Origin of the sequence: Bradyrhizobium elkanii WSM2783, from assembly GCF_000472865.1 — a bacterium.
In the GTDB taxonomy this organism is placed as follows: domain Bacteria; phylum Pseudomonadota; class Alphaproteobacteria; order Rhizobiales; family Xanthobacteraceae; genus Bradyrhizobium; species Bradyrhizobium elkanii_A.
This window is the reverse complement of sequence record NZ_AXAP01000102.1, coordinates 1-22,721: the sequence shown is the minus strand read 5'-3', so window position 1 is coordinate 22,721 and position 22,721 is coordinate 1. Positions and strand designations below refer to the sequence as shown.

Annotated in this window: 31 protein-coding genes, 2 tRNA genes and 3 pseudogenes; 23 read left to right on the top strand and 13 right to left on the bottom strand. The window is 61.0% G+C overall.

The genetic code is table 11. The features are described 5' to 3' along the window. Positions 1 to 19 precede the first annotated feature (19 nt). Positions 20 to 178, bottom strand: coding sequence for a hypothetical protein (locus YY7_RS61285; RefSeq protein WP_155255581.1), 159 nt, complete (start codon positions 176 to 178; stop codon positions 20 to 22). Positions 179 to 244: 66 nt separating this feature from the next. Here YY7_RS61285 and YY7_RS0143420 point away from each other — a divergent pair, with 66 nt between their 5' ends. The 8 genes from YY7_RS0143420 (at position 245) to YY7_RS0143380 (ending at position 6,489) form a co-directional block, all read left to right on the top strand. Further along, entirely contained in the window at positions 245 to 583 is a 339-nt protein-coding gene (locus tag YY7_RS0143420) for a hypothetical protein (protein WP_028168592.1), read from the top strand. 5 nt (positions 584 to 588) lie between these two features. Next, positions 589 to 1,155, top strand: a complete 567-nt coding sequence (locus YY7_RS0143415; RefSeq protein WP_028168591.1) for an autotransporter outer membrane beta-barrel domain-containing protein — start codon at positions 589 to 591, stop codon at positions 1,153 to 1,155. A gap of 179 nt (positions 1,156 to 1,334) precedes the next feature. Next, the gene (locus YY7_RS61280; protein ID WP_155255580.1) at positions 1,335 to 1,502 is read left to right on the top strand and encodes a hypothetical protein; all 168 of its coding nucleotides are present in this window, start codon (positions 1,335 to 1,337) and stop codon (positions 1,500 to 1,502) included. 204 nt (positions 1,503 to 1,706) lie between these two features. Continuing rightward, positions 1,707 to 2,417, top strand: coding sequence for a Crp/Fnr family transcriptional regulator (locus YY7_RS0143405; protein WP_028168590.1), 711 nt, complete (start codon positions 1,707 to 1,709; stop codon positions 2,415 to 2,417). A 42-nt stretch (positions 2,418 to 2,459) separates the two neighbouring features. Then, a complete protein-coding gene (locus YY7_RS54875; protein ID WP_051397245.1) occupies positions 2,460 to 2,726 on the top strand; it encodes a DUF6894 family protein in 267 nt (88 codons plus the stop codon). Between the two features lie 796 nt (positions 2,727 to 3,522). Continuing rightward, positions 3,523 to 3,810 (top strand): hypothetical protein, encoded by a 288-nt coding sequence (locus YY7_RS61275; RefSeq protein ID WP_155255578.1) that lies wholly within the window; start codon positions 3,523 to 3,525, stop codon positions 3,808 to 3,810. A 262-nt stretch (positions 3,811 to 4,072) separates the two neighbouring features. Then, complete coding sequence (locus YY7_RS0143385; RefSeq protein WP_349642715.1) at positions 4,073 to 5,224, top strand: fructose-1,6-bisphosphatase; 1,152 nt, start codon at positions 4,073 to 4,075, stop codon at positions 5,222 to 5,224. Positions 5,225 to 5,301: 77 nt separating this feature from the next. Next, positions 5,302 to 6,489 (top strand): 6-phosphofructokinase, encoded by a 1,188-nt coding sequence (locus tag YY7_RS0143380; protein ID WP_028168586.1) that lies wholly within the window; start codon positions 5,302 to 5,304, stop codon positions 6,487 to 6,489. A gap of 73 nt (positions 6,490 to 6,562) precedes the next feature. On the opposite strand, the pseudogene YY7_RS54870 reads toward YY7_RS0143380, so the two are convergent. Continuing rightward, positions 6,563 to 6,832: pseudogene (locus tag YY7_RS54870) on the bottom strand (low affinity iron permease family protein); the annotation flags it as partial. 1,010 nt (positions 6,833 to 7,842) lie between these two features. Here YY7_RS54870 and YY7_RS61270 point away from each other — a divergent pair. After that, positions 7,843 to 7,995: a hypothetical protein gene (locus YY7_RS61270; RefSeq protein WP_155255577.1), complete on the top strand. Its 153-nt coding sequence runs from the start codon at positions 7,843 to 7,845 to the stop codon at positions 7,993 to 7,995. A gap of 231 nt (positions 7,996 to 8,226) precedes the next feature. On the opposite strand, the gene YY7_RS0143370 is transcribed toward YY7_RS61270, so the two are convergent. Further along, positions 8,227 to 9,129, bottom strand: coding sequence for a sialate O-acetylesterase (locus tag YY7_RS0143370; protein ID WP_051397244.1), 903 nt, complete (start codon positions 9,127 to 9,129; stop codon positions 8,227 to 8,229). Positions 9,130 to 10,452: 1,323 nt separating this feature from the next. On the opposite strand from YY7_RS0143370, the gene YY7_RS0143355 reads away from it, so the two are divergent. Together YY7_RS0143355 and YY7_RS59300 are read left to right on the top strand one after the other, a co-directional pair. Next, the gene (locus tag YY7_RS0143355; RefSeq protein ID WP_245287631.1) at positions 10,453 to 10,641 is read left to right on the top strand and encodes a hypothetical protein; all 189 of its coding nucleotides are present in this window, start codon (positions 10,453 to 10,455) and stop codon (positions 10,639 to 10,641) included. A gap of 43 nt (positions 10,642 to 10,684) precedes the next feature. Further along, a pseudogene (locus tag YY7_RS59300) lies at positions 10,685 to 10,807 on the top strand (VOC family protein); the annotation flags it as partial. Positions 10,808 to 11,313: 506 nt separating this feature from the next. Here the strand turns inward: YY7_RS59300 and YY7_RS0143345 are convergent. Both YY7_RS0143345 and YY7_RS0143340 read right to left on the bottom strand, forming a co-directional pair. Beyond that, entirely contained in the window at positions 11,314 to 11,727 is a 414-nt protein-coding gene (locus YY7_RS0143345; protein ID WP_028168580.1) for a hypothetical protein, read from the bottom strand. Between the two features lie 169 nt (positions 11,728 to 11,896). After that, positions 11,897 to 11,971, bottom strand: a tRNA-Glu gene (locus tag YY7_RS0143340). A 226-nt stretch (positions 11,972 to 12,197) separates the two neighbouring features. On the opposite strand from YY7_RS0143340, the gene YY7_RS0143335 reads away from it, so the two are divergent. Next, a complete protein-coding gene (locus YY7_RS0143335) occupies positions 12,198 to 12,455 on the top strand; it encodes a PilZ domain-containing protein (protein ID WP_028168579.1) in 258 nt (85 codons plus the stop codon). Positions 12,456 to 12,486: 31 nt separating this feature from the next. Continuing rightward, the gene (locus YY7_RS0143330; protein ID WP_028168578.1) at positions 12,487 to 12,732 is read left to right on the top strand and encodes a porin; all 246 of its coding nucleotides are present in this window, start codon (positions 12,487 to 12,489) and stop codon (positions 12,730 to 12,732) included. Positions 12,733 to 12,854: 122 nt separating this feature from the next. Here the strand turns inward: YY7_RS0143330 and YY7_RS0143325 are convergent, their stop codons facing one another. Both YY7_RS0143325 and YY7_RS0143315 read right to left on the bottom strand, forming a co-directional pair. Further along, positions 12,855 to 13,511, bottom strand: a complete 657-nt coding sequence (locus YY7_RS0143325; protein ID WP_035692520.1) for a glutathione S-transferase family protein — start codon at positions 13,509 to 13,511, stop codon at positions 12,855 to 12,857. Between the two features lie 313 nt (positions 13,512 to 13,824). Next, positions 13,825 to 14,277: a VOC family protein gene (locus tag YY7_RS0143315; RefSeq protein WP_028168576.1), complete on the bottom strand. Its 453-nt coding sequence runs from the start codon at positions 14,275 to 14,277 to the stop codon at positions 13,825 to 13,827. A gap of 232 nt (positions 14,278 to 14,509) precedes the next feature. On the opposite strand from YY7_RS0143315, the gene YY7_RS61260 reads away from it, so the two are divergent. The 3 genes from YY7_RS61260 to YY7_RS0143300 all read left to right on the top strand — a co-directional run bounded on the left by YY7_RS61260 (position 14,510) and on the right by YY7_RS0143300 (position 15,791). Further along, positions 14,510 to 14,713 (top strand): hypothetical protein, encoded by a 204-nt coding sequence (locus YY7_RS61260; protein ID WP_130225692.1) that lies wholly within the window; start codon positions 14,510 to 14,512, stop codon positions 14,711 to 14,713. Between the two features lie 122 nt (positions 14,714 to 14,835). Beyond that, positions 14,836 to 15,045, top strand: a complete 210-nt coding sequence (locus tag YY7_RS0143305; RefSeq protein ID WP_028168575.1) for a hypothetical protein — start codon at positions 14,836 to 14,838, stop codon at positions 15,043 to 15,045. A 533-nt stretch (positions 15,046 to 15,578) separates the two neighbouring features. Then, positions 15,579 to 15,791 carry a hypothetical protein gene (locus tag YY7_RS0143300; RefSeq protein WP_028168574.1) on the top strand — a complete coding sequence of 71 codons (213 nt, stop codon included), beginning with the start codon at positions 15,579 to 15,581 and terminating at the stop codon, positions 15,789 to 15,791. Positions 15,792 to 15,842: 51 nt separating this feature from the next. Here the strand turns inward: YY7_RS0143300 and YY7_RS61255 are convergent, their stop codons facing one another. Then, positions 15,843 to 16,007: a hypothetical protein gene (locus YY7_RS61255; protein ID WP_155255576.1), complete on the bottom strand. Its 165-nt coding sequence runs from the start codon at positions 16,005 to 16,007 to the stop codon at positions 15,843 to 15,845. Between the two features lie 359 nt (positions 16,008 to 16,366). Here YY7_RS61255 and YY7_RS0143290 point away from each other — a divergent pair, with 359 nt between their 5' ends. After that, positions 16,367 to 16,555: a hypothetical protein gene (locus tag YY7_RS0143290; RefSeq protein WP_035692517.1), complete on the top strand. Its 189-nt coding sequence runs from the start codon at positions 16,367 to 16,369 to the stop codon at positions 16,553 to 16,555. Positions 16,556 to 16,876: 321 nt separating this feature from the next. Beyond that, positions 16,877 to 17,227: a hypothetical protein gene (locus YY7_RS0143280; protein ID WP_028168572.1), complete on the top strand. Its 351-nt coding sequence runs from the start codon at positions 16,877 to 16,879 to the stop codon at positions 17,225 to 17,227. A gap of 68 nt (positions 17,228 to 17,295) precedes the next feature. Here YY7_RS0143280 and YY7_RS54865 read toward each other — a convergent pair whose 3' ends face one another. Next, positions 17,296 to 17,484 (bottom strand): hypothetical protein, encoded by a 189-nt coding sequence (locus tag YY7_RS54865; protein ID WP_035692515.1) that lies wholly within the window; start codon positions 17,482 to 17,484, stop codon positions 17,296 to 17,298. A gap of 187 nt (positions 17,485 to 17,671) precedes the next feature. Between YY7_RS54865 and YY7_RS0143270 the strand changes: the two genes are divergently transcribed. The 5 genes from YY7_RS0143270 to YY7_RS0143250 all read left to right on the top strand — a co-directional run bounded on the left by YY7_RS0143270 (position 17,672) and on the right by YY7_RS0143250 (position 20,490). Continuing rightward, positions 17,672 to 17,917, top strand: a complete 246-nt coding sequence (locus tag YY7_RS0143270) for a hypothetical protein (protein WP_028168571.1) — start codon at positions 17,672 to 17,674, stop codon at positions 17,915 to 17,917. 106 nt (positions 17,918 to 18,023) lie between these two features. Next, positions 18,024 to 18,785 carry an SIR2 family NAD-dependent protein deacylase gene (locus tag YY7_RS0143265; protein ID WP_028168570.1) on the top strand — a complete coding sequence of 254 codons (762 nt, stop codon included), beginning with the start codon at positions 18,024 to 18,026 and terminating at the stop codon, positions 18,783 to 18,785. 197 nt (positions 18,786 to 18,982) lie between these two features. Continuing rightward, the gene (locus YY7_RS0143260) at positions 18,983 to 19,645 is read left to right on the top strand and encodes a cold-shock protein (RefSeq protein WP_028168569.1); all 663 of its coding nucleotides are present in this window, start codon (positions 18,983 to 18,985) and stop codon (positions 19,643 to 19,645) included. Between the two features lie 126 nt (positions 19,646 to 19,771). Next, positions 19,772 to 20,254, top strand: coding sequence for a DUF192 domain-containing protein (locus tag YY7_RS0143255; protein WP_028168568.1), 483 nt, complete (start codon positions 19,772 to 19,774; stop codon positions 20,252 to 20,254). A 159-nt stretch (positions 20,255 to 20,413) separates the two neighbouring features. After that, positions 20,414 to 20,490: transfer RNA gene (locus YY7_RS0143250), tRNA-Pro, on the top strand. Positions 20,491 to 20,547: 57 nt separating this feature from the next. Here the strand turns inward: YY7_RS0143250 and YY7_RS0143245 are convergent. The 4 genes and pseudogenes from YY7_RS0143245 to YY7_RS54860 all read right to left on the bottom strand — a co-directional run. Then, positions 20,548 to 21,225: a phytanoyl-CoA dioxygenase family protein gene (locus tag YY7_RS0143245; RefSeq protein ID WP_245287630.1), complete on the bottom strand. Its 678-nt coding sequence runs from the start codon at positions 21,223 to 21,225 to the stop codon at positions 20,548 to 20,550. Positions 21,226 to 21,316: 91 nt separating this feature from the next. After that, on the bottom strand, positions 21,317 to 21,778 hold the full coding sequence (locus tag YY7_RS0143240; protein WP_028168566.1) for a cupin domain-containing protein: 462 nt from the start codon (positions 21,776 to 21,778) through the stop codon (positions 21,317 to 21,319). Positions 21,779 to 21,816: 38 nt separating this feature from the next. After that, positions 21,817 to 22,101 (bottom strand): hypothetical protein, encoded by a 285-nt coding sequence (locus YY7_RS0143235; protein ID WP_155255575.1) that lies wholly within the window; start codon positions 22,099 to 22,101, stop codon positions 21,817 to 21,819. A 391-nt stretch (positions 22,102 to 22,492) separates the two neighbouring features. Continuing rightward, positions 22,493 to 22,721, bottom strand: a pseudogene (locus tag YY7_RS54860) (IS256 family transposase); the annotation flags it as partial.

The following is a 22,721-nucleotide window of genomic DNA, read 5'->3' as shown; positions in this document are numbered from 1 at the left end:
CTAAGATTCTGCCGCGAAATCAGACCTCATCCTGAGAAGCCCGCCAAAGGCGGGCGCCTCGAAGGATGGGCCGCAAAGGCTGCATCTCGCTGGCTTGCACATTCTTCTCGGCGATGTCCATCGCTTCAGCGATGGACATCGCCGTTTCGGCCATCTTTTCGCTCTGATCGATGGGCATCTAGCTAAAACGATTTGTTAGCCATTCTGCTCTTAGCTCCAGCATCAGTCGCGTTAGAGTATCGCCATGCGTCATGTTCGGAATCACGCCAGCCGCGTCGCCATCCTGCTGCTTCCGCTCGCGCTCGGCGCCTGCGCGCAGTATGGCGTAATGAATACGGCTTCGACCGGGTCGAGAACGTACGCGTGGGATGGAGCGGGAGAGGATCCGAACCAGCCGCGGCGAACGCGTGGGCATTCCGCTGATGTGGCTCAGGCGATCGCGCCATCGGCGGATGAGCGCGAGCAGGTTTCTGGCGAAGATGCCGATCGCAAGCTCGCCAGCAAGCTCGTGATCTGCAAAGGCTGCATCAAGCCGCAGGAGACCGCAGAGCGGCCTGACGGATCGCGCGTCGCCAGTCGCTAATCCCGGTGAGATGCACACCGGCGCACGCCGACGGATGGCGACTGGTATCTGCGTTCAAGTCTCATCAATCCGCCGACATCGCCGTCCGGCGGTTCAATGAAGGCTTCGGCTACACGTTCAGCGTCGAAGGCGGCAAGCGGATTGCGGTCGGCAACGGCTTCTCGCTGACGCCGCAGGCGCAGCTTTCCTATGCGAAGGTCGACTTCGATGCCTTCGCCGATCGCTTTGGCGCGCTCGTTTCGCTGGGCAATGCCGACAGCCTGCTCGGCCGCGTCGGGCTGTCACTCAATCATCAAAATGTCTGGAACGACGGCGCGGGCATCGTGCGCTCCGACGTCTATGCGATCGGCAATTTGCACTACGAGTTCCTCAACGGCACCAGGATCGATGTCGCCGGCACAGGCTTTGCCAATGCCAACGACCGTCTGTGGGGCAGCATCGGCGGCGGCACCTATAGCTGGGCGAACGGCCGCTACGCCGTGTTCGGCGAAATCACCTATCGCGCGAGCCTCGAAGACGCCGCCGCGAACCACAGCTACAAGGGCACCGGCGGCTTCCGCATCACCTGGTGACGGCGGCTTCAGATCGCTCAGGCCGTGCCGTTCCGGACGCAGCTCGCGGCGGCACGCCGCAGCCTCAGGTAAGCAAACCGCGCTAAAGTGAACGCACTGTAATCCTTGTGTCTCTGGTGTTGGTCGCACGTCGCGACCATATCCCGATCAGGTCCAATGAGGCGAATGGCGGAGGATCGATGGCCGACGCTATGGAACTTCGGAAGCGAGCGGAAATGTTCGAGCGGCGCGCCGAGGAGGCGAAGGATCCGATCTCGCGGGCGCACTACCGCGAGATGGCGGCGCATTACCGAACACTGGCCGTCGAGCACCAGCCTGTCCGCAACGAGGAATCGGCCGATCATTAGGTGATCACCCGCCTGGCAGCCTCAGCCTTCGAAACGGAAGCATAGCGCGCAGGTTCGCGGCAGCGCAACCTGACACACGCAAGTCGAGAACAGGACTCGCTAACCCCGGCGAGGAGGGGTAGGCTTTTGGTCTTAACGCTGAGGGGGCAAAAGGGCGACAGCTCTCGCGCCTTATTGCAATTGCACCTGCCTTTGGTTTGGACAATGCCCAGCGAAATGATGATCCGCAGGCTGCGGGTCAATTCCAAATTGAGCGAGGATGATGTCTCGGCGCTCCGCTCCCTGCGTGTTCAGGTAAAGGAATTTCCGGAAGAGACAGTCGTCATTAGCGAAGGCGAACACGCGACGCATTGCTGCGTGATCCTGAGCGGGTTTGCCTATCGTGCCAAGGTGGCGGAAAACGGCAAGCGACAGATCCTCTCGTTCCACCCCGCAGGCGACTTGCCGGACCTGCAGGGGCTTTTCCTTGATCGCATGGACCATGATCTGGTGACGCTGTCGCGCGCTCGGGTCGGCCTCATCGAGCATCGTTCCATCCATCAGCTCATCGAGGCGCGGCCATCGATCGCGCAGGCGCTCTGGCGTGAAACGCTGGTGGACGCGGCTGTCTTCAGGGAGTGGATCGTGAGCCTGGGCACGCGAACGGCCGCGGGACGCATGGCCCATCTCATTGCCGAACTCCGCCAGCGGCTGACCGCAATGGGGCTGGCCGCCGATGACGAGTTCGAATTTCCGATCACCCAATCGCGGCTGGCGGAGGCGCTGGGGCTAAGCGCTGTCCATGTCAACCGGGTTCTCCAGTCCTTTCGCGCGGAAGGCGTGCTCGACATTCAAAAGAACATGGTGAAGCTGAGCGACATCGAGAAGCTCGTGGAGATCGGAGGATTCAACGACACCTATCTGCATCAGCAATGAAGCTTTTGCGGAACGAGAGGGAGTGCCTCGCGTTGGCGCAAAATGCATACCTATCAGTTTCACATTGCCGGGATCAGGCCCTTCCACGACGAGGAGGGCATGGAACTGCCTGACGCCGAAACCGCCTGGGCGGAAGCGCTGCGGCTGGTGCGCGACATCGAGGGATCGCTGCAACCGAGTGAAAGCTGGTCTCTGGAGGTCGTCGAAGACGGCGCGACAATTTTCCGCATCAATCTCGCGACCGAAGACATGCGGATCCGGCGCAGCAGCCGTCCCGCCACGACGATGAAGCGCTCGAAAACGCTGTAGAGACCCGCTCCCGTACCGCTTGTGTTCAAAAGTGCACACACCGGGCGTTGTGCACGTCGTAGGATATGTGCCTAGAGGGTGCGATCTCCGGGAATCTGGAATCACATGGGTTATTTGCAAAGGCCCTGCCTCATGGGAAAAGCGAGCAGCATTTCGCAGCGGAGGCGTAGCCAATGCGACGACCATGCGGGCCTCTCATGTCGGAGGCACATTTTTATCTCAACACAACCAGCCTGTTCGATCTTCAGCGCGAAGTGACGGCGCTGTTTGCGCTTCGCAAACGCGTCGCGGATGCCGAGTTGGCAGCCACGCGTCGCGCACGCGAGGTCCGCGCCTCAGTCGAACGGCACGCCCCCTCCCGCAGCAGACGAAAGGCTCATTGATTTCCGGGACCACGCGGCGGTTCGCCAGCGAAGCCTTGCTGTGCTGAGCTTGCGAGGTGGCGACGTGTGAGATCGCTGCGGAGAGGGACATGCCTGCATCCGCTACAACCTGTCCGAGCGTCCACTACTGTGCGGACGGCGGGGGCAGCCGGTCACTTCCAGGCACGGGCCATCTGAGCAAAAGGCCGAGGATCGGCCGGCAATGCCTCCGGCGGAGGCGACGGCGTCGATCGCGTGAGCAGCGAGACCAACCGTCAGCACACTGCAATCGTCCGTCAGGCAAGGGATTGCTGCGACCGGCTAGATGAATGGCGGCTGAACGAACGCGAGAGAAATCTCGCGTTCGTCTAACACAGGTAAGTGGACTCCATCGTCAGAGGAGGCAATGCTCCTTTTTCGGAAGGGAGGCGCCTATGGCTGTTTCGATCGAAGCTGGCTCGAAGAAAGATTTTCAAACTTTGATTGTCGACGTTGACAGGTTGGAACAGCAGAGAGCTGAACTGCTTGCACTTCGAGAAAAGGTGTCTATTGCGGAGCGTGCTACAGCTTCGTTGGCATCGCGTCCTCAGGAAAATCCCTCCAAAATTGGCTTACTGACAGCGCGGCAATTGATCGGTCCTCAGGAAAAACATGATACCCGACGGTTAGGTCGAACCGGTTTTTCGAGACGTCATAGCGGGTGCGATCGCTTCCGGCCTTGACGTGCGTCTGGCGCGGATTCTTCCCGCCGCGCATGAGATGAAAGACGGCCTAGTGTGCCCGCAGTGCGGCGCCAGTCTGCAAAGCTTTCCGCGTTGGCATGCTGCACCAAAAGGGCAGGGTCGCTCACTCAGTGCGGAGGTTGTTACGCTCCAGGCTGGAACCTAATTGCGGCATAGACGTTCGCTTTCGCGAATGAGCAGCGCCGTCGCCCCGGCGCAGCAAGCGTCGTGGCCGAGGCGCTGAGCTGTGCTGCTGGGAGGGATGCTCATGAGACTTACTCTTTCGGTCATCAAGGCTGACATTGGGTCCGTAGGCGGGCACACGAAACCGTCTTCCCGCATGCTCGCAACTGTCGAGGGCGAGGTCGCCAAGGCGATCTGCAATGGGCTCTTGATCGATGCCTTTATCTGCCACACCGGCGATGACATCGCGATCATCATGACGCACACACGGGGCGAGGGGAGCTCCGAGGTCCATCAACTCGCCTGGAAGGCGTTTCTCGCCGCCACTTCGGTTGCCAAGACTGCCGGTCTCTACGGCGCCGGCCAGGATCTTCTCGCAGACGCACCTTCCGGAAACATTCGCGGTGCCGGCCCTGGTGTCGCCGAGCTCAGCTTCGACCACAGCCTCTCGGCTCCGAGACCGGCGGAATCATTCATGGTGTTTGCCGCCGACAAATGCGGCCCCGGCGCCTACAATTTGCCGCTCTACCTTGCCTTTGCTGATCCAATGTATTGCGCGGGGCTGATGCTGCCCCCGATGATCAAGGGATTCCGTTTCCATATCATCGACATGGACAACACGGCCGGCGACAGCGTGATCGAACTCAACGCGCCCGCGGACAACTACCACATTGCCGCGCTGCTCCGCGACAACGAGCGTTTTGGCATTGATCGCATCGTCTCTCAAACCCATGGCGAGGTCGCCGCCGCAGTGTCGGCGCAGCGTCTTCACGCGATCGCAGGCAAGTACACCGGCAAGGATGATCCGGTCGCGATCATCAGGAACCAGGGAATTTTCCCGGCGCCCGAGGAAATCGTCTCGCCCTTCGCCAAGGCGCACTTCGTGGGTGGCGATGCGCGCGGCTCGCACGTGATGCCGCTCATGCCCGTGCCGCTTAATACGCCGGTGACTGGCATGTACTGCCTGCCGATCGTTTCCTGCGCAGGCTTTTCGATCGACAAGGAGGGCCGCTTTTCGGAGTCCTACACCGACTTCTTCGATAATCCGGCGTGGGACGAGGTGCGCCGGAGCGCACAGCGCAAGGCAATCGAGATGCGCAGCCAAGGCTGGTCCGGCGCTGCGATGCTGCCCTATTCCGAGTTGGAGTATGGCGGATTCCGCGACACCGTGTCCGGATTACTGAAGCGTTTTCGGCTGCGCGAGGAGCGCAAGCCGGAAGCGGCCGAGTAGGCCGCGCCAAGCGGCAGCAGTGGAAGCGTCGAGTTGCGGCGAGAGTGCATTGCGATTCCTGATCTTGGGAGGCGAGCGTGGCGAAAAAGCGCATCGGTGTTCTCACGGGCGGCGGCGACGTTCCCGGCCTCAACGCAATCATCAAGACGGTGACCTATCGCGGCAGCGAGGACGACATCGAAGTCGTCGGTCTCCGCCGCGGTTGGGAAGCCCTGACGCACCTGAACCTCGACGACCCCGCCAGCAAATCGCACTACCTCATTCCGCTCAGCCGTGAGAACACCCGCATCATCGACCGACGCGGCGGCACCGTGCTGCACTCGAGCCGCACCAATCCCTCCAAAATGAAAAAGCTCCCCGATCATCTCGTCGGCAGCAACCCTCCGGTCTCGGAGAGCACCAAGGGCGGGATCGCAACCAAGACCTGGGACCTCAGCGGCCAGGTGTTGGCGAACCTGACGGCGCTCGGCATCGAACATTTGATCGCCATCGGCGGAGACGACACGCTCAGCTATGCGGACAAGCTGAACGGACTCGGCGTCAACATCATCGCCATCCCGAAGACGATGGATAACGACGTCCGCAACACGGAGTACTGCATCGGCTTCTCGACGGCGATCACCCGCGCCAGCGATGCGATCCAGCGGCAGCGCACCACAGTCGGCTCGCACGAGCGCGTTGGCATTTTCCGCATCTTTGGCCGCGATGCCGGCTTTACGGCACTCTATACGGCATACGCGACCTCGATCCGATGCCTGATACCGGAGTACAAGGTCGATCTCGACAAGCTGATCCAGTTGCTGATCGAGGACAAGCGCGGCAACCCAAGCAACTATGCGCTGATCGTGTTGAGCGAAGGCGCGGAATGGGAGGGCTACAAAGCGCACGAATACGGCGAACCGGACGCCTACGGTCACCGCAAGAAGGCGAGCGTGGCCGAAGCGCTTGCCGACGAGATCAAGCGGCGCGCCGGCGAGGAGACCATCGTCTCTGATCTCACCTACGACCTGCGTTCGGGCGATCCTGACTTCATCGACAAGCTGGTCGCCCTGACTTTTGGAAACATGGCCTACGATGCTATCCTGGAAGGCAAGACCGGCCTCATGTCGGCGCTGGTCGAGGGCCGCTATGACCTCGTGCCGATCCCTGACGCCAGGCTCGGACCGCGCAAACTGGACGTCGCCAGCACATACAACACGCAGCGCTACCGTCCTCTCTATTCCAACAAGCGTGGGCTGCCGATCTTTCTCACCCGCGCCTCTTAGGGTGGCAGCAGAGAATGCTCGAGAACGCGGTATCCGGGTTTCGATGCGCCGCGAGTAGCTCCCGCAGGTTGAGCTATCCTGACTTGTCGGCGCGAACCTCCCCGCGTTCCCGCTCGACTTCCTCTGCATCCTTGTCGTCGATGTCCATTAGCTCGTTGCTCGCCGGGCGGGTTGCCTTAAGAAGCTCGTCCAATTTGGCGTGAATGGCCTCGGTGTCTCGGTGTTCGGCGCGCTGAATTACCAACGTCATGCCCCAGGTCGCGAGCGTGGCTAGGGAGTGCCATTCCAAACCGTTGCCCAGGACAATCCAGGCGATGCCGTACATGGCGAAAAGCGCAAACGCCGGGGGGCGCGCGGTTAGAACGCCGAGCTACGTCAGCCATGCTCGAATCATCTCAAAGGCCATCGGCTGCCTTGTGCGTTGTCGGCCTACGGCTCTAGTGCTCACCGAGCATTATCAGCCGCTCGATGTGGCGGTTGACCCATCCATGAACGCCAACGCGCGGGGCAGTGATGGCGCCTCGTAGATAATGGCACTGCCAGGGCCGCCCCACATGATCTCGACGTGCCAGTGATCGTCGACCCGGCCAGCGTGTTCGGGGCGCGCTTGATGTTCACCCTGTCGTCGTCAACCTGGTCGGTTCGGAATGTTGTCATGGTTCGGCCCTTCTTTGTCTCGGGCCTCCGCGGCCGTATTTAAACTCGCTCCCATCTTTGGTGTTCCGAACTCCGGCCTGCCAACAACGCATCAATGGACCTTGACGGCCCCGCCACGGGCGCCGCTATCACCGGAGGTCCCGGGTCGCGCTCAAGTTCGTGGCGGCCGGGCTGATCTCGGTGCTGCTGTTGCTCGCTGCGATTCCGGTCGGCGCGCTCGGTGCCGGGTGGCGCTCATGCAAGGTAGGGAAGCTTGAGGGACTTGCCTGTAAGAGCGAGGTTTGCTTGAGGCGCCGGGTTAGATCGCGCTTCCACAGACGCAAGTCTCGGTTGACCCCAACTCGGACATCGCAGGCCGTGACAGTGAGCGACTGCTGCTCAGTTTGGCGGTCATGCGAGCGGCCGAATTGGTACAGCCGCGACCTCGATCACGAGGCCGCGATCTGCCGAACATGCATAGGCAGACACGCCAGTTCCGACATCCACTTGTGAGGCGGATGCGCGCGCTGCGTACGCCGTCCTAGACGGGGGGCGCATTGAAATTTGCTAACCCAAGGGAGAACGACCATGAAACTTGCGACGATAGCACTGGCTTCTGTGTTCGCGCTCTCAAGTACGTTCGCACTTGCATACACGAAGCATCATAAGTCGGGCACCAGGACGCACTCCGGTAGTTACGCGCGGACGCAGCCCTCAATGAACTACAATGGGAGCAACTACGGCTGGAATAACCCCGGTTGGAACAACTACGGTGGGAGCAGCTACGGTTGGAGCCGCGGTGCAGGCGGCGGCCCGAACAACCGGGGCGGATTGGTTGGCGGCGACGACGCCGGCACCTACAGACCGTAGGAAGTGAAGGCGCCGGCGCACGGCTGACCGGGTCGTCGGCGTTTGACCGCGGCAAGCTCCTGCTCGAGGCGATCGAGCAGCGGCGCATATTTTGCTTTATGCGCGATGGGCGGTTAGCCGGTGGCGCGGGGCCGTTCCTCGTGTCCGAATTGCCACTCGACAATCTAAGCCGATTGCGTGAAAGCACGCTGCTCCTCATCGCCTCACTGATCGCAGTTTCTTGGCGCCGGCTCAGCGGGCGGTCGAGAGCAGGTCTGCCCAGGCTCTCGCGACCTTCTGCTCTCCCAAAGAGCCGAAATGGCAATCGTCGTACCGATCCAGATCACCAAGCAAGGCGTCTAAATTAACTCCCCTTCTCAGATCAGCGCCATCGGGAAGGCCCAACTGAGCGCGCGCCACCGGGTTTTCGGCAGAGTGGAAGCGTGTTCCTCCGTTGCTTGCCGATAAACACTTGGTCGCAATGGCAACGTATACCGGCGCACCGACGCCGTGAGATCTCAACGAGGTGACCAGCGACAGGAAGCGATCGCGGTAGTCCTTCTCGTTCGTTCCCACCACGTAGTCGATCTCACCTTGGACCCAGAGGACGTGCGTCACAACATAACCTCGCTGCTGCAGCTGACTCGTGGTGCCGATCATGATTCCGTTCAGATCGCCGCCCAGCGCCCAGCGGGAGACCTCAGAGCCGGTTACGGCCACCGGAGCCAGTACGACCTGATCGAACGATCCGCGATCCAGCAGAAGGTTGCCAAGCTGGGTCCAATATTCTCCGCTGATGCCGTCAGATCCCAGCAGGGGCGACGCGGCCACATAGCATTGTCCATCGAAGAAATTGACGACCCTCTCGCCGTGCTCCGAGCGGAACCGCTGCCCCGCGTGATTTCCGGCGTTGGACTGTCCGACTAGCAACAGCACGGCCGTACGTTCCGTCTGCTGCGGGCAGGCAATAGCTTGCTTTTGATCGCCGGATGCCAGCCGTCCCGCCTGGTCAAATGTGTAGCGGTCGGGAGCCGTCTGAGATTTCAGCGCGTGAAGAAGTGGAAAGGGAAAAAAGCCATGGCGACCGCTGTACGCTCCAAGCAGATACGTCGCGGTCAAGACAAGAATTGCCAACAAAAAGCTCGCGCGCGACATGTGCATTCGAACACCTGCGGAACTAGCCCCGCCGCGGTTGGTAGATTAGCGCAACCATTGAAGGCGCGAAACGGCACTTGCGAGAGGGCCATGACCCTCCACGAATGTGGATAGTCTTCGACCTGCACCTCGTCTCTTGTGCCAATTCGATCCTGCGAGATTCCTGCGGGCCTCCGCAACGTCCTCATCGCTCTCAGCTGCTGGTGCACTCGCAGCCAAGTCGCCTTGAAAACTGCCTTGGCCCTATCGAGGTCCGCACAGCTACCGCGATGGTCTGGCTGCTGCGGTACGTTCCTGTAGATACGCCGGATCGAGAAGCCATCCCAGATGACCACATGGTCGCCGCCGATTACGGTGGGCGGAGGAAGAGATCGGCGGGCGCGGTCGGCATGTCTGCTAAAGATCGTGGCTTGTTATCATTGGGCGCTTGCCCGAGGGAGCGGAGCCCTTCGCTCTTTCGAGTGCATCCAACCTTCTTCTGCGATCCAACCTGTCAAGCAGCCCAGCCTCGAACACCGTGCCGGAGACATCATAGTCGCCGCAGAAGCCGCAACAGATCGTCCGTCCATTGAACGTCGCAACGGTAATGTCTTGGGCCTCAGCCCCGCAAAGGGGGCAACTGATCGGTTTCAAATTGGCCATATTCCGCCTTCCGCGCATTTCTCCGAACATTCTGTTTATTGCAACGAACAAATTTAATAAATTAACATATTTAATTGTTAAATGTCATATTTATTTACACAGTTTGAATTGGTCAGAACGCAGGAGATATCTGTGAAGATTGCATCTGCGATTCCCGCTGCTATTTTTGCCCTAGCTTTGATCATGACTGCCCCGCCTGCGAATGCCTGCAACGGCGGCGGGAATTGCGAGAACGCCCCCGGCCGAGACCCGCCCGGTCACCGCGTCGACGGAGCCCCTGGTCCAATCGCCGGCGCCGGTCTCCCGATGCTCGCTGTCGGTTATGGCGTCTATTGGTTGGTCAAGCGGCGGCGCAAGCATGCGTGAAGTTCTGAAGCTCAGCGCCATGCCGGCGACGGGGCGTGCCCGCGGCCGCTTGCACCGACATGTGTGACGGCCTCGTGTCATGTCCCGAGAGGAGCGGTCTCAGCATTGCCCCCAGCCGGGACCGCTCCTTTTCCATGCCGCTAGTCTGTCCAATGTACCGATTGATTGCCCGGAATAATGCGCGGATCGCTTCCTGATAGGTCGTGACATAATAGCGTCCGTAGTTCTTCGACCGTGCACAAGGTTCCTGTGCTTCCCCCGGCGGGGCTTGGGCGGTGAGAATTGGCCATCTATCGACTGTTGCAAAGCTCCGTCGTGGAGCCGGAAAAGTTCAGCCGCATCACAGCGGCTTATGAGCGCGCGTTGCAGACGCTAAACGTCAAGGATCGCGATGACCCTCTAACGGAAATCATCGCGAGGAACATCATCAAGATCGCGCAATCCGGCATCAAGGACCCCGCACAAATTTCGGCTCTGGCAATCAAAGAGCTCGAAATGCGATAGGTCTGCCGCTCGCATCTTCCATCTCTGGAACCGAAACCTTTAAAGGCTCCGCAATCGCGGCGCGCAGCTTGTACGCGAAGTCGTTCAGTATAAAGATGCGTATCGGCTCTGCTACATCCGCGGGCCCGAAGGGCTTCTCATCGGGCTCGCCCAAGAACTCAGCTGAGCGCAATGCGAGGACAATGACGAAGGGCGATAATGTCAGCGAGCGCGTCCCACAAAGGGCCGTTGTTAGACTAGTCTTCCGGGAATTTGACGGTTGAGACGGGCCATTTCCCATCATGGCCTTTGATGGAAATCCGCAGCCCGTGCAACTCATCCAACCAAACGTTCTCGACCTCGCCAGCCTTTCCGTTCGCAACTAGGCCTCCGCTAGCGAGTACCGCTGGCAATTCCGAATGGAACCGGAGACCGCCGCTTTTGGCTATCTGCGCGAGCGCTGGTTCTGAAACAGCGGGTCTTTGTGACCTTTGGCTATCCGCGACACGCGCCGTGTAGTTTAACGGCGAGTGGCGGTCTCATACCTTCTAAAATCGTGACGCGAGCGTTCGTTCCCAATTTCGTCTCGCAGTAATTCGGCCGAGCGGTGCCATTCTCACCGACGTGGCCAACAGAAAGGGAGCTTGAGAGTCCACTCTTGCCAACCGGGTGACCATAGGACTTTCCGATCGTTCAGCGTTCACCCGGCCAGCAGGTCGACGGCGGATCCTGCGCGGATATCTTCGTCGGCCGCAGCGCCACGAGGTGGCTGCGCTTGTAGGGATAGCCTCGCTCCTCGGAGCACAGCTTGCAGCGCATGTAGCGCGCAAGCTCGTGGATCGGCGCCGTCTTCGGCCGGCGCACGATATCGAGGGCGACCGTCTGGTGCGTCTCGCAGCCCAGACACTTCACCTCGAGATAGGTGTAGCCGGCGTTGAGTGCGTCGCCGAGGGCCGGCGAAGGCTGCGCCGGGCCCTGGAACGCCAGCATGCGCTTGTTCCAGGCTTCACAGGCGAGCCGATCGGCGCGCTGGCGTGCTTCGGCGGCCTGCTCGGCGGCGGCGCGCACGGGCGCGCCGAAGATGGTCTCGCGTGACTTGGTGCCCATCATCTGAATGAGCTTCGCGGCTACCGGCGGCAAGCCGGTAGCCCTTGCGGTGTGACGTGTTGAGTAGACTAGGAACTGGAGCCGCACTTCCGAGACCGGGGGCGCGGCTAACCGCCTTGGCTAACCTGTCCGGCTAACCATCGGCTATCTCTTTGATTTCATCGGCTTTTGGCGCTCCCTAGCGGAATCGAACCGCTCTCTCCACCGTGAAAGGGTGGCGTCCTGACCGATAGACGAAGGGAGCAAAACAATCGGCAAATCAATGCGTTAGCCGCGGGATATGCCAGATCGGCCGCCGACGGTTACTGGCGGCGACGGAGCGAACGTATAGTGGTGATTGGATGGGGGGGCAAGCCGCAGGATGGCCCTTTTTGCAGCCATCCCCGGATCGATCAGCACAGGCGCCGATACCCGAAAAACCGCGGGTGTTTCGCAACGCTTTGTAAAGCCTGATGCCGTAGGCGTCGGCCATGGCGTTCAGTCGCAAGAAGCGCGAGGCGCGCAAATCGATGCACCAGCCCGGTTGGATCACGCTGGAGGGCGGATTCGCCGCGCGGCCCTGCGTCGTGCAGGACATGTCGTCCACCGGCGCCAAGATCACGATCGACGATCCCAACACGCTGCCTGGAAAATTGCGCCTGGCGTTCTCGCGCGACACCCGCACCGGACGGCCCTGCGAGGTGGTGTGGCGCCGCGGCAGGACGGTGGGCGTCAAGTTCGTGAGCTAGCAGTTCCCGCCTTCGCGCGTTAGAAGGCCCGATGCGAAAGACGCTGATCCTCGTCCTCGCGCTGCTGCCGGCAATCGCACTCGCGGAGCAGCCTCATCGAACCAAGTCCGGCAAAGCAACGGCTTCCGCAAAGCCGCTCCCGCTGAAGAGAGGCGCACGGCCCAATGCGTGCGCAGAGTACGGCGCCGGCTTCGTCAGGATCGAGGGTTCCGACACCTGCATCAAGATCGGCGGTGCCATCGACATTGGCGATGGCGTGTCGATCGGCGGGCGTTAGAGCTTCGGTTCTGATTGAATCGAAAACGAAGCTCTAGATTCTTTGTTTGACGCGTTTTCTTCACGCGAACCGGTGCCCACCCTCGGATCAAGTCCGAGGGCATGCTTCGCTCGAAAATCAGCTCACGACAACGGCGGCGCCAGGAACTGGACGAAGCCCGGGCGTGCGGAAATCTCGGCAAACCAGCGCTCCAGATTGGACAGGCTCGGCTTGGCGATGCCCTCGACGCCGAACCAGCGTCGTGCAAAGGCGCCGATCGCGATGTCGGCGATGGTGAACCCGTCGCCGTCGATGAAGCGCCGGCTCGCCAACTGCGCATCGGCAATCCGCCACACCTCGGCTTCGGCATCGGCGTCCTTCTGGATCGCGGCCATGTCGCGCTTTTCCGGCGGCGTGCGCACCAGCGCCCAGAACACCGGACGGTCGACCGGCTGCAGCGTCGATAGCGTCCAGTCGAGCCAGCGATCGACGCTGGCGCGTTGGCGCGGCGCGGCCGGATAGATCGGTGAGCCCTCGCCATAGGCGAGGCAGAGATAGCGCATGATCGAATTGGATTCCCAGAGCGTGTAGCTGCCGTCGACCAGCGTCGGTACGCGGCCGTTGGGGTTCATTGCGAGATAGTCGGGCTGGTCGTTCTTGCCGAACTCCATGCCGGCATCAATGCGGTGATAGGGCAGCTCGAGCTCGCTGAGGCACCACAGCACCTTCTTCACGTTGACCGAGTTGGCCCGGCCCCAAACCGTGAGTTGATATTTTTCCGCCACGCGTCTCTCTCCCATGCCTTCTTGCGTTGACGGCGGAATAGCAGAAAGCGCGATCCCGATCATCCCGCACCAACAAAAAATCAGGCCCGCTGAGCGGCACCTGATTTTGTTGGGTTGGGTGGGTTGCGTGCGATCAGTGTCCGAAGAACAGCCACAACAGGATGATCACCGGGATTGGCACGCCAAGCAGCCACAGCAAGAGTCCTCTTGCCATCGTTTCCTCCTCCATTTCGTATCGGTGAGGAAACGCGCGATCCACGCGCTCGTTCCGTTATGGATCGCGGCGCTCATGCTGTGACCTGACGTGCGCGCAGTGTTTGCGCGAGGGCTACCAGTGGCCGGTGTTCGGCATCGACAGCCACGGCTCGGCCGGCGGCTTCGGATCGCCCTTCTGCAGCAGCTCGATCGAGTGCAGATCCGGCGAGCGCACGAACGCCATGTTGCCGTCGCGCGGCGGGCGGTTGATGGTGATGCCGAGCTTCATCAGCCGATCGCAGGTCGCGTAGATGTCGTCGACCTCGTAGGCGAGATGGCCGAAATGGCGGTCCTCGCCGTATTTCTCCTCGTCCCAGTTATAGGTGAGCTCGACCAGCGGCGCGCCGCGCGTGCTCGGCAGCTTCTTCAACTGCTCGACATCCTCGGGCGCACACAGGAACACCAGCGTGAAGCGACCCTTCTCGTTGTCGATCCGGCGCACTTCCTTCAGCCCCAGCGCGTCCTGGTAGAATTTCATCGCGATGTCGAGATTGCGCACGCGCAGCATGGTGTGGAGATAACGCATGGTGTTGGCTCCCTCTGGGGGGTTGTAGCGTCTGGTTTGGGCGGTTCGCGAGACCAAGGTGTGATGATTAATCATCCCGCTCGATCTTTTTGCTTGAGAATGACCCTTTCGGAAAAACGGCATCCAATTTTCCGGATCACGCCCTAGATATCAGAAAAGGCTGTGAAGGGCAGGGTGTCGAACAGGCTCCCGTGTAACAAAGTGGAAGCACTGGCTGTGCCAAGGTGAGGCCATGGATGGCGTTGTCCCGTATCTGTTCGAACTGGTCGCTGGGTTGATGGGGCGTGCCCTGGATTGGACGGGGCGTCGATTGGGCCGCATGCCTGACCGGGACTTCTCGCAGGTGACCACGCTGCAGAAGATCGGCCGCCTCACGCTCTGTTTCGCCATTCTCGTCGGACTCGGTGGTCCCCTGATCTGGTGGGTATTTGGATAGCGAGGCGGGCGAGCGATCTCCGCCCGAATTCATTGACCCGCAACGACACATGGTCGTGAGTCTCGGGCTTGTGAGTGGCAGGCAACAGCGCTCCGACTATCTTGCCGCGCGGGGAGGACGCTATGCCATACAGTCCTGAACTCATCGAGACCATGCGGGCCGCGTTGGAAGCGGTCATGGCGAAAATTCCCGCCGATCAATCCGTGTTCGGCGTCAAGGCGGCGGTGGCCGAACGTATTCTGAGGGCGGCGGCTCACGGCCAAACGTCATTCGATGGCCTCGTCGCGTCAGCGTCTGACCAGCTGCAGACGATCATCGCCACGCTGTCGTGAGCGACGCCGGTGAATTGCCCAAGAGTCAGAACAAGTCCGAAAAAGAAAACCCCGCGCGTGGGGGCACGGGGCTTTCGGGCTGACGGTCTGGGGATTCAGGGCGTGAGCCGCCAGCTTCAGTCGATAACTTAAGGTTGAATTTTCAAAAAGCAACAGCGCCGCCTAGAGGAGTATGTTCTCCAGGCGACGCTGCCGCGAATTACTGGGCCCTGAAATCCCCAGTTCCACTATGTCTGTCGGCGTGCAAATAGGTTCAAAAGAAAACCCCGCGACGGGGGCATCGCGGGGCTTCTTAGCCGGTAGGCGGCAGGGGGAATGTTCCTACCGGCACTTCCTGATGCTCATTCAACTCCTGACGATCAGAAGTGTTCCTGCGGAGTGTTGTCACGGGTCTCAAGGCTGCGCGCGGCATGCCGCAACGGCCTGGTGCTCTGATCTCATCTTTTTACACAGGCGTTTGAGCCTGCATCGCATTCCTATGCCGCCGCGCGCATGTCGGAACCGAGGCGACGTACGCAGCGAGGAGCAGATCCATGAAAAGCATCATTCTGGCCACGGCGATCGTGGCGGTGGCGGCAACGTCCGGACAGGCGTTCGCACGTTCGGACGCCTCAACGCCGCGGCAGGAAACGGCGGCCGATCAGCGCGCCTACGACGCGCTCAACATGTTCGATCAGCAGATGGCACCGCAAATGAGCGATGCCGACGCCCACCGCTATCATGGCGGGCCAAAATCCAACGACTAAGCGCTGGCGCGGCGCGGCATTCACGCCAGGAGAACGCGGAGGCGCTTGCCGTCACGCCTTGCGGTCGAGCAGCGCCTCGCGTTCGGCGTGGGTCTGGGCGTCGATGACGCTCTGGACATCGGCATTGATCTGATGCGGCGGCGCTTTTGCAGTCTCGTCGATGACGAGCTGAACCTTCGCCTGCGTCACCGCGGCAGGGACGGGGTAGATGACCATGACGGCAAACTCCTGCCCAAAAATCCCAGATCCGTATTTACGTTTTCTAAAGAGGTGCGGTTAATGGGGATGAATTCGGTTGTCCAAACGTCCGGGAATTCCGATCGCGAGCAGGGCGGGGCGTGTGTGGATCGCTGCGCAGCAAGATCAGGAAATTGCTTGGCAAAGGCCGGTCCGGCGGCCTGTGGATTTGCTGCGGATAAGCTGGGGACGAGAGGTAGCGGATGGCGCCCGTGCGGCGCCGTGTTCCTAACGATCTCTTTCGGGGCAGCCGATAACGCTATTCAGTTAGGTTAAGGGCAGGATCGCGTTGCGATAACCGGAGGTTGCGCATAGGGATCAGGTGCGGAACCCGAGCCATGATGATCCCTTCATTTCACAATGCAGACAGGCGAACTCACCGGCGCGTGATGCTGGTGGGGCTGTTGTTTTGTCTCGCCTTCGTCGCGATCAGCTTTTCGCTGCGGCCGCAGGCGGACGATGGACGCGTGCTGGTGAAGGCCGACCGCCTGGTGCGCATTGCCGGCGAACCGCACAAGGCTAACTAGCGCGGATCCTGTCCGGGCAATTTCTCGCTTGAGGAGCGATGATACATCGCGATGGCGATGAACCCGCCATAGCCGATGATGTTGATCAGAATTTCCAGCCAAACCGGCATGAGACCATTACCCCTTCTGCAGCACAATACGCGCGGAGGTCGTGGTTTGTTCCTGCGCCAATCCATGGGTGGTCCAGCCGAGTTGCATAGCTCAAAGGGAGACGGCCCGTCCAAGCGCTGCCAGGGCGGCCCCGAAGGCCCGCGGGTTCCCGATGCAACCAATCGGCAATTTCTGCGTTGGAGCCGCGGATGAATCCTTAAGGAGGCGAGGATGAAAAAGGCTCTCGTAGTTTTGGCTACGGTCGCCGCGCTAGGGGCGACCACAATGAGCTCGCCGGCCGAGGCGTACTGGCGCGGCGGCGGCTGGGGCTGGCGGGGTGCAGGTCCGGGCCTGGCATTTGGTCTTGCCGCAGGCGCGCTGATCGCGGGCGCTGCTGCAGCGTCAAGCCCCTACTACTACGGTTACGGTCCGGGCTACTACGGCGGATACTACGGACCGAGCTACTACAGCTACCCGGCCTATTATGGCGGCTACGGGTATCGACGTTACTACGGCGGTGGTCCTTACGCCTACGGGGGCGGCCCTTATTATCGGCGCGCCTACTGGGATCCTTATTGGTAACAAAAAGCCCGGGGCGACGCGCCCCGGGCTTTTCGACTCCCGCGGATGTTGCGGACTCCTAATCGGTCTCAACCTGGCTCTCGCTGGTAACCGTGCCATGCGCCGCCGAGCGTGTTGGCATAATACTCCTGGCGCTCGCGTTCGAACTTTTGCTGGGTCGCCTTGAAGCTGGCGATGCGAGCGGCGATCTCTTCGCGTTCACGCGCAAGCAGCTCTTCCTTCTCGGTCATGGCGTCTTCGGTCATGGCTTCGATCATGGCCCATCCCTGTAATCGTAATGTCATCGGGGGCGAATTCGCCTCCCCAATGGGGCGCCAATGGGGAGGAGCCGGTGCAGGATTGTGGTGAGATGATGGGCAGCGAAGGCGGTGGATAAGGCGCGTACGCTGCTTGTCGCTGCTCCGCGGCCCCGCTAGCCAAAAAGGGAAACTGGGGAGGCCGTTCATGGCAAAGATCGATCTGGATTCACTAAGCATCGAGGAACTTGCAAGCTTGCGCGAGCACGCGACCGACAAGCTGTTCGAAAAGGTCGCGGCGCGCCGCGCCGAACTCGAAGCGGAATTGGAGAAGCTTGCCCAATACGGCAAGCCGGTGAAGAAGTCCGATGCCGCGCCGGTTGCGAAGGCGAAGAAGAGCGACGAGGTGAAGGAGCCGAACGAGGCGAAGGAGCCGGTCGCCAAAGCGGCGTGACAAACAAGGCGGCGTGACAAAGGCGGCCTGAGAGCCGCATCCTAGGTGCGATCCCTCGCTCCAGTTGGCCGTGCTATAGTGCGCGCGGTCAACTCGGGTTTCTCACGTGATTGCAAAAGATCTGCGCAGCGGCGTCGAGGCGCTCGGCAATTTGATCGCCGAGGCCTCCACCATCGTTCCTTTCACTGGTGCCGGCATTTCAACCGAGAGCGGGATTCCCGACTTCCGCTCGCCCGGCGGGCTGTGGACGCGCAACCGGCCAATTCCATTCGACGAATTCGTTGCAAGTGCCGACGCGCGCGACGAGGCCTGGCGCCGGCGCTTTGCGATGGAGCCGACCTTCATGGCGGCGAAGCCCGGGCGCGGGCATCGCGCGCTCGCCTCGCTCTATCGCGCGGGGAAGATTCCGTCGATCGTCACCCAGAACATCGACAACCTGCATCAGATGAGCGGCTTCAAATCGGATCATGTGGTCGAACTGCACGGCAATACGACTTATGCCCGCTGCATCGGTTGCGGCAGGGCGTACGAATTGATGTGGGTCAAGCAGCGCTTTGACGAGAACGGCAGTGCGCCCGATTGCACCGACTGCGGCGATCCCATCAAGACCGCAACCATCTCGTTCGGCCAGGCGATGCCGGAGGATGCGATGCGACGGGCGACGGAACTTGCGCAGCACTGCGACTTGTTCCTTGCGATCGGGTCTTCGCTGGTGGTGTGGCCCGCGGCCGGATTTCCGATGATGGCCAAGAACTGCGGTGCCAGGCTTGTGATCATCAACAACGAGCCGACCGATCAGGACGACATTGCGGATCTCGTGATCCGTCACGACATCGGCGAGACGCTTGGGCCGTTCGTGGGCAATTGACGCTCAATTGATTCGCAGTCGTGCAAGTCTGTTCATAGTTCCCGCCGGATTCATTTTTTATCTATGCGATTCAAGCGGGAGTGTTATCTTTTGATTCGAGATTCGCGTGCGTTGTTCATGAGCGGTCGTGCAACAACGCACCGATAAGGTACCGTCGCAGAGAGACGGATTGCAGATGATGTGCGGGGTCCGGGGTCATGGGGTCGGACGGATTTGAGTCCAAGAAGCTCGGCGGTCTACCATCAGGTGGCGCGGGGCAGGGTAGGCTTGTGCCGGGTGAATACTCGGAGAGAGCACCGCGCGATCCGGCGGCGGATGCATTCTCCGGCTTGGGCGATGCCGCCAACCTCGTCGAGATTTCCGGCGTCATCAAATGGTTCGATGCCTCGAAAGGCTACGGCTTCGTCGTCCCAGACAATGGTTGGCCCGATGTGCTTCTGCACGTCACCGTGCTCAGGCGTGACGGCTATCAGACGGCCTACGAGGGCGCTCGCGTGGTGGTTGAATGCGTGCAGCGCGCAAAGGGCTATCAGGCGTTCCGCATCGTCTCGATGGATGAAACGACGGCGATCCATCCGGCGCAGATGCTGCCGCCCAGGACCCATGTCACGGTCACCCCGACCAGCGGACTCGAGCGGGCGCAAGTGAAGTGGTTCAACCGGCTGCGCGGCTTCGGCTTCCTGACCTGCGGTGAAGGGACGCCCGACATCTTCGTGCACATGGAAACGCTGCGCCGCTTCGGCATGACCGAGCTGCGCCCCGGCCAATATGTGCTGGTGCGGTTCGGGCCCGGCTCCAAGGGCATGATGGCCGCGGAAATCCACCCGGAGACCGGCCCGTCGGCGCTGTCGTCGCACTGATTTTCTGCGCAAGCTCTAACGGAAACGTGAGCCGGATGGCGCGTGGCATATGTCTGCCCTCTGGCCATCGGCGCGGTGCTCGGGTTAGGTTCCGCGCGATTTGATTTTGCCGTGAGTGCAGTTTCCATGACTTTCGATCGTGTCACCGGGCATCGCCTACTCGTTGCCCTGTTTGCGTCGCTTGCCCTCCTGTGTGGTGTGATCGCGAGCCCGGCCGCAAAGGCCGCGACGGTCCAGCCGCTCGAGATCGTCACCAAGAATGGAGTGCACGTCTTCTCCGTCGAGCTCGCGACGACCGAGGAGGAGAAGACGACGGGGCTGATGTACCGGAAGGAGCTGCCCGACGGTAAAGGCATGCTGTTCGACTTCTCGCCGGAGCAACAGGTGTCGATGTGGATGAAGAACACCTATGTCTCGCTGGACATGATCTTCATCCGCGCCGACGGCCGCATCCTGCGGATCGCGGAGAATACCGAGCCGTTGTCGACCAAGATCATCTCGTCCGGCGGGCTCGCCAAGGGCGTGCTGGAGGTGGTCGCGGGCACGGCGCAGAAATACGGCATCCAGCCCGGTGACCGGGTGGCCCACCCGCTGTTTAATGGCAAATAGAGCATGATCCGGAAAAGTGGGCACCGGTTTTCCGGAAAGATCATGCTCAACAAAGAGATGCGATGGTGATCCGATCAGCCTGATCGGATCACCATCGCGCCTGGCGAGCGGCTTGCTGGCGCCCGCCTAACCGTGTATCGACATCGCCTGCGGATTGCTCGGGGTATAGCGCAGCCTGGTAGCGCGGCAGTTTTGGGTACTGCAGGTCGTTGGTTCGAATCCAGCTGCCCCGACCAAAAATATTTCAAAATCAATATGTTAGAGCAGCAAGCTCAGGCTCGACACAGCAAGTCCTAGATGCCCAGCCACTCTAAGCCACCGGGAAGCTGCCCGACAGAAAAGTCCGCTTGCAGGACACGGCGATGCATCGGCGCGATAGCGGCTTCCGACGCATGGAGAATGGGCGTCGCATAGAGCCAGATGTCGCCAGGCTCCGCCAAACACGCAACCGTGCCGCAACGCCTGACAACGTTCTGCATATTGTCCTCGGGAACCCGTCCGAGCTTGTGAGATCCGGGAGCGATCAAAAGCGGCGCGTTGCTTGCGGGTACCGGATCAATATGAACCCGCACGCTCACCATCCCGGACAACACGTCAAAGGGCGGTTCGACATGCAGCATGCCGGTCTTGACACTCCAGGTCCCAAAACCATTAGCGGAGATGCGCTCTTTCACGGCAATGGTGCGGTCCTGATGCCAACCCAAGGACCAGTTCGTTTCGGCTGTCTTGTCGAACAATATGGCTCTGACGGGCCGGCAATCGTCGCCGAGCACTGACGCAGCACAGCGGCCTATATGTCCCGTTGAGGCAAGGAAGGGCGCGAGACCTTCAACACCTCTCAGCCTGAGACCAGCCTGATCTCGTGGCAAATGGGCGAGAACCGCTTCAAGCACGTCCAACCGCTCAGGCGGCAGCGCCGCCCGGAAAAGCTGCGCGCCATCGTCGGCAACGGTCAGATCGTTGGTCTGCACTGTCAAGCACCAATGGAAGGCTGGATGTTTTGGCCTATGATGAAGCGCGTTCCGTGAGGAATGGGCGTACGTCGCCTTTCGGCGGCTCACTCTACGGCCCCGTGTAGGGCGTGCCATCCTTGTGCACGAACCGGCCGTCGGCGTTGGAGCTCATCATGTCGACGTCCGAGCAGATGGTGACGTCGGCTGGCGAGCGCGAGCCGACTTCGAGATAAACCGCCATTGCGCCCGACTTGTTGACGAGGTGATGGCCGTTGCCGGAGCCTTTCGGAAACGCCGCGCAATCGCCGGCGCGCAGCACCGTGTCGCCGCCATCTTCAATCAGCGTCAGTTCGCCTTCGAGCACATAGACGAATTCGTCTTCGTCCGAGTGCCAGTGGCGCTGGCTCGACCAGTTGCCCGGCGGCAGGTGCATGAGATTGACCCCGAAGTCGGTGAGGCCGCCGGCATTGCCCAATAGCTGCCGCACACGTTCGGCACAGGCGGCATCGAATGGCGGCGGGTAGCCGGAGCCCTTGCGTTTCGGGACAGTGGCGATATCGATCTTGGGCATGAGGTCCTTTCCATGACACCCGAGGCCGCACTGCTTGCTCAACGCTGACACGTCAACCGCGCGAGATGTCCTGATCGGTAGATCAGGAAAAGATCACTGGTGTAGTGGAAATACTCGCCCGTGAAGTCCTTGGTTTTGAATCTGAGTTGAATCCTGTTGTTGCTGACGACCGTAGCGCGCTGCGGGCCATTCCCGGTGTCGATCGAAACCGGCGGACCGAGGGCAAGCGTCACGCTTTTTGACGACGGTGCCGATCCAGTCGGATCGAACAGGGAGCCGCTGCAGGTGAGAGAGGCAGGCTGAGCGGCGGCAGAAGCAATCATCGAGGCGAGGGCTGACAGAATTATCAGAGGCGTTCTGAACATTCATGGCTCCAAGGAAAAGAATTGAGGAATCGTGGCGGGGCTTGCAGCGTCGGAGCATAGTAGGCGGCGCCTGGGTTTGCCAGCAACGGTTGTGATTGCCAAATCGCACGTCAAATCATTGGCGCTGATGATACCGCTCCCGTGAGGCTGCCGAAATTTTTCGGATGCACTTGCGCCCGCATGCTCGCGGCAGAGAAGCTCTGAGGGTGCAACGCACTCCCTTCAGGGAGTTGATTGTCGGGCGCGCGGTTCGCCGGGACGACTTAGTGAGCCAAACATCGTCACATCATGGACTGCGGGTCCGGCGCAGTCGTGAAGAGCTATGGCCGAAATTGGGTGATGGGGCCGATCAGGCGGCGCGGTTAGCTGGCGTCGTCGATTCTGCGACGCCGTCGGTAAATTTGACGCCGGCAATGACCCTTGGCAACTGATTTTCGCCCTTCAGCCGGCGCCAGGTTTTGGCGGCGCTCATGACGAGCTTGAAGACCATGAGCCTTGCCGTCTTGTGCGACAGGCTTCCCTTGGAGCGGACGGTCCGGTGGCGGACTGTGGCGAAGACGCTTTCGATCGGGTTGGAT

Coding starts and splice junctions, on each gene's coding strand:
- YY7_RS61285 (WP_155255581.1), bottom strand. CDS start 178: ATGCCCATCGATCAGAGCGAAAAGATGGCCGAAACGGCGATGTCCATC.
- YY7_RS0143420 (WP_028168592.1), top strand. CDS start 245: ATGCGTCATGTTCGGAATCACGCCAGCCGCGTCGCCATCCTGCTGCTT.
- YY7_RS61280 (WP_155255580.1), top strand. CDS start 1,335: ATGGCCGACGCTATGGAACTTCGGAAGCGAGCGGAAATGTTCGAGCGG.
- YY7_RS0143405 (WP_028168590.1), top strand. CDS start 1,707: ATGCCCAGCGAAATGATGATCCGCAGGCTGCGGGTCAATTCCAAATTG.
- YY7_RS54875 (WP_051397245.1), top strand. CDS start 2,460: ATGCATACCTATCAGTTTCACATTGCCGGGATCAGGCCCTTCCACGAC.
- YY7_RS61275 (WP_155255578.1), top strand. CDS start 3,523: ATGGCTGTTTCGATCGAAGCTGGCTCGAAGAAAGATTTTCAAACTTTG.
- YY7_RS0143385 (WP_349642715.1), top strand. CDS start 4,073: ATGCTCATGAGACTTACTCTTTCGGTCATCAAGGCTGACATTGGGTCC.
- YY7_RS61270 (WP_155255577.1), top strand. CDS start 7,843: ATGAACTACAATGGGAGCAACTACGGCTGGAATAACCCCGGTTGGAAC.
- YY7_RS0143370 (WP_051397244.1), bottom strand. CDS start 9,129: ATGTCGCGCGCGAGCTTTTTGTTGGCAATTCTTGTCTTGACCGCGACG.
- YY7_RS0143345 (WP_028168580.1), bottom strand. CDS start 11,727: ATGGGCACCAAGTCACGCGAGACCATCTTCGGCGCGCCCGTGCGCGCC.
- YY7_RS0143335 (WP_028168579.1), top strand. CDS start 12,198: ATGGCGTTCAGTCGCAAGAAGCGCGAGGCGCGCAAATCGATGCACCAG.
- YY7_RS0143330 (WP_028168578.1), top strand. CDS start 12,487: ATGCGAAAGACGCTGATCCTCGTCCTCGCGCTGCTGCCGGCAATCGCA.
- YY7_RS0143325 (WP_035692520.1), bottom strand. CDS start 13,511: ATGGGAGAGAGACGCGTGGCGGAAAAATATCAACTCACGGTTTGGGGC.
- YY7_RS0143315 (WP_028168576.1), bottom strand. CDS start 14,277: ATGCGTTATCTCCACACCATGCTGCGCGTGCGCAATCTCGACATCGCG.
- YY7_RS61260 (WP_130225692.1), top strand. CDS start 14,510: ATGGATGGCGTTGTCCCGTATCTGTTCGAACTGGTCGCTGGGTTGATG.
- YY7_RS0143305 (WP_028168575.1), top strand. CDS start 14,836: ATGCCATACAGTCCTGAACTCATCGAGACCATGCGGGCCGCGTTGGAA.
- YY7_RS0143300 (WP_028168574.1), top strand. CDS start 15,579: ATGAAAAGCATCATTCTGGCCACGGCGATCGTGGCGGTGGCGGCAACG.
- YY7_RS61255 (WP_155255576.1), bottom strand. CDS start 16,007: ATGGTCATCTACCCCGTCCCTGCCGCGGTGACGCAGGCGAAGGTTCAG.
- YY7_RS0143290 (WP_035692517.1), top strand. CDS start 16,367: ATGATGATCCCTTCATTTCACAATGCAGACAGGCGAACTCACCGGCGC.
- YY7_RS0143280 (WP_028168572.1), top strand. CDS start 16,877: ATGAAAAAGGCTCTCGTAGTTTTGGCTACGGTCGCCGCGCTAGGGGCG.
- YY7_RS54865 (WP_035692515.1), bottom strand. CDS start 17,484: ATGATCGAAGCCATGACCGAAGACGCCATGACCGAGAAGGAAGAGCTG.
- YY7_RS0143270 (WP_028168571.1), top strand. CDS start 17,672: ATGGCAAAGATCGATCTGGATTCACTAAGCATCGAGGAACTTGCAAGC.
- YY7_RS0143260 (WP_028168569.1), top strand. CDS start 18,983: ATGGGGTCGGACGGATTTGAGTCCAAGAAGCTCGGCGGTCTACCATCA.
- YY7_RS0143255 (WP_028168568.1), top strand. CDS start 19,772: ATGACTTTCGATCGTGTCACCGGGCATCGCCTACTCGTTGCCCTGTTT.
- YY7_RS0143240 (WP_028168566.1), bottom strand. CDS start 21,778: ATGCCCAAGATCGATATCGCCACTGTCCCGAAACGCAAGGGCTCCGGC.
- YY7_RS0143235 (WP_155255575.1), bottom strand. CDS start 22,101: ATGATTGCTTCTGCCGCCGCTCAGCCTGCCTCTCTCACCTGCAGCGGC.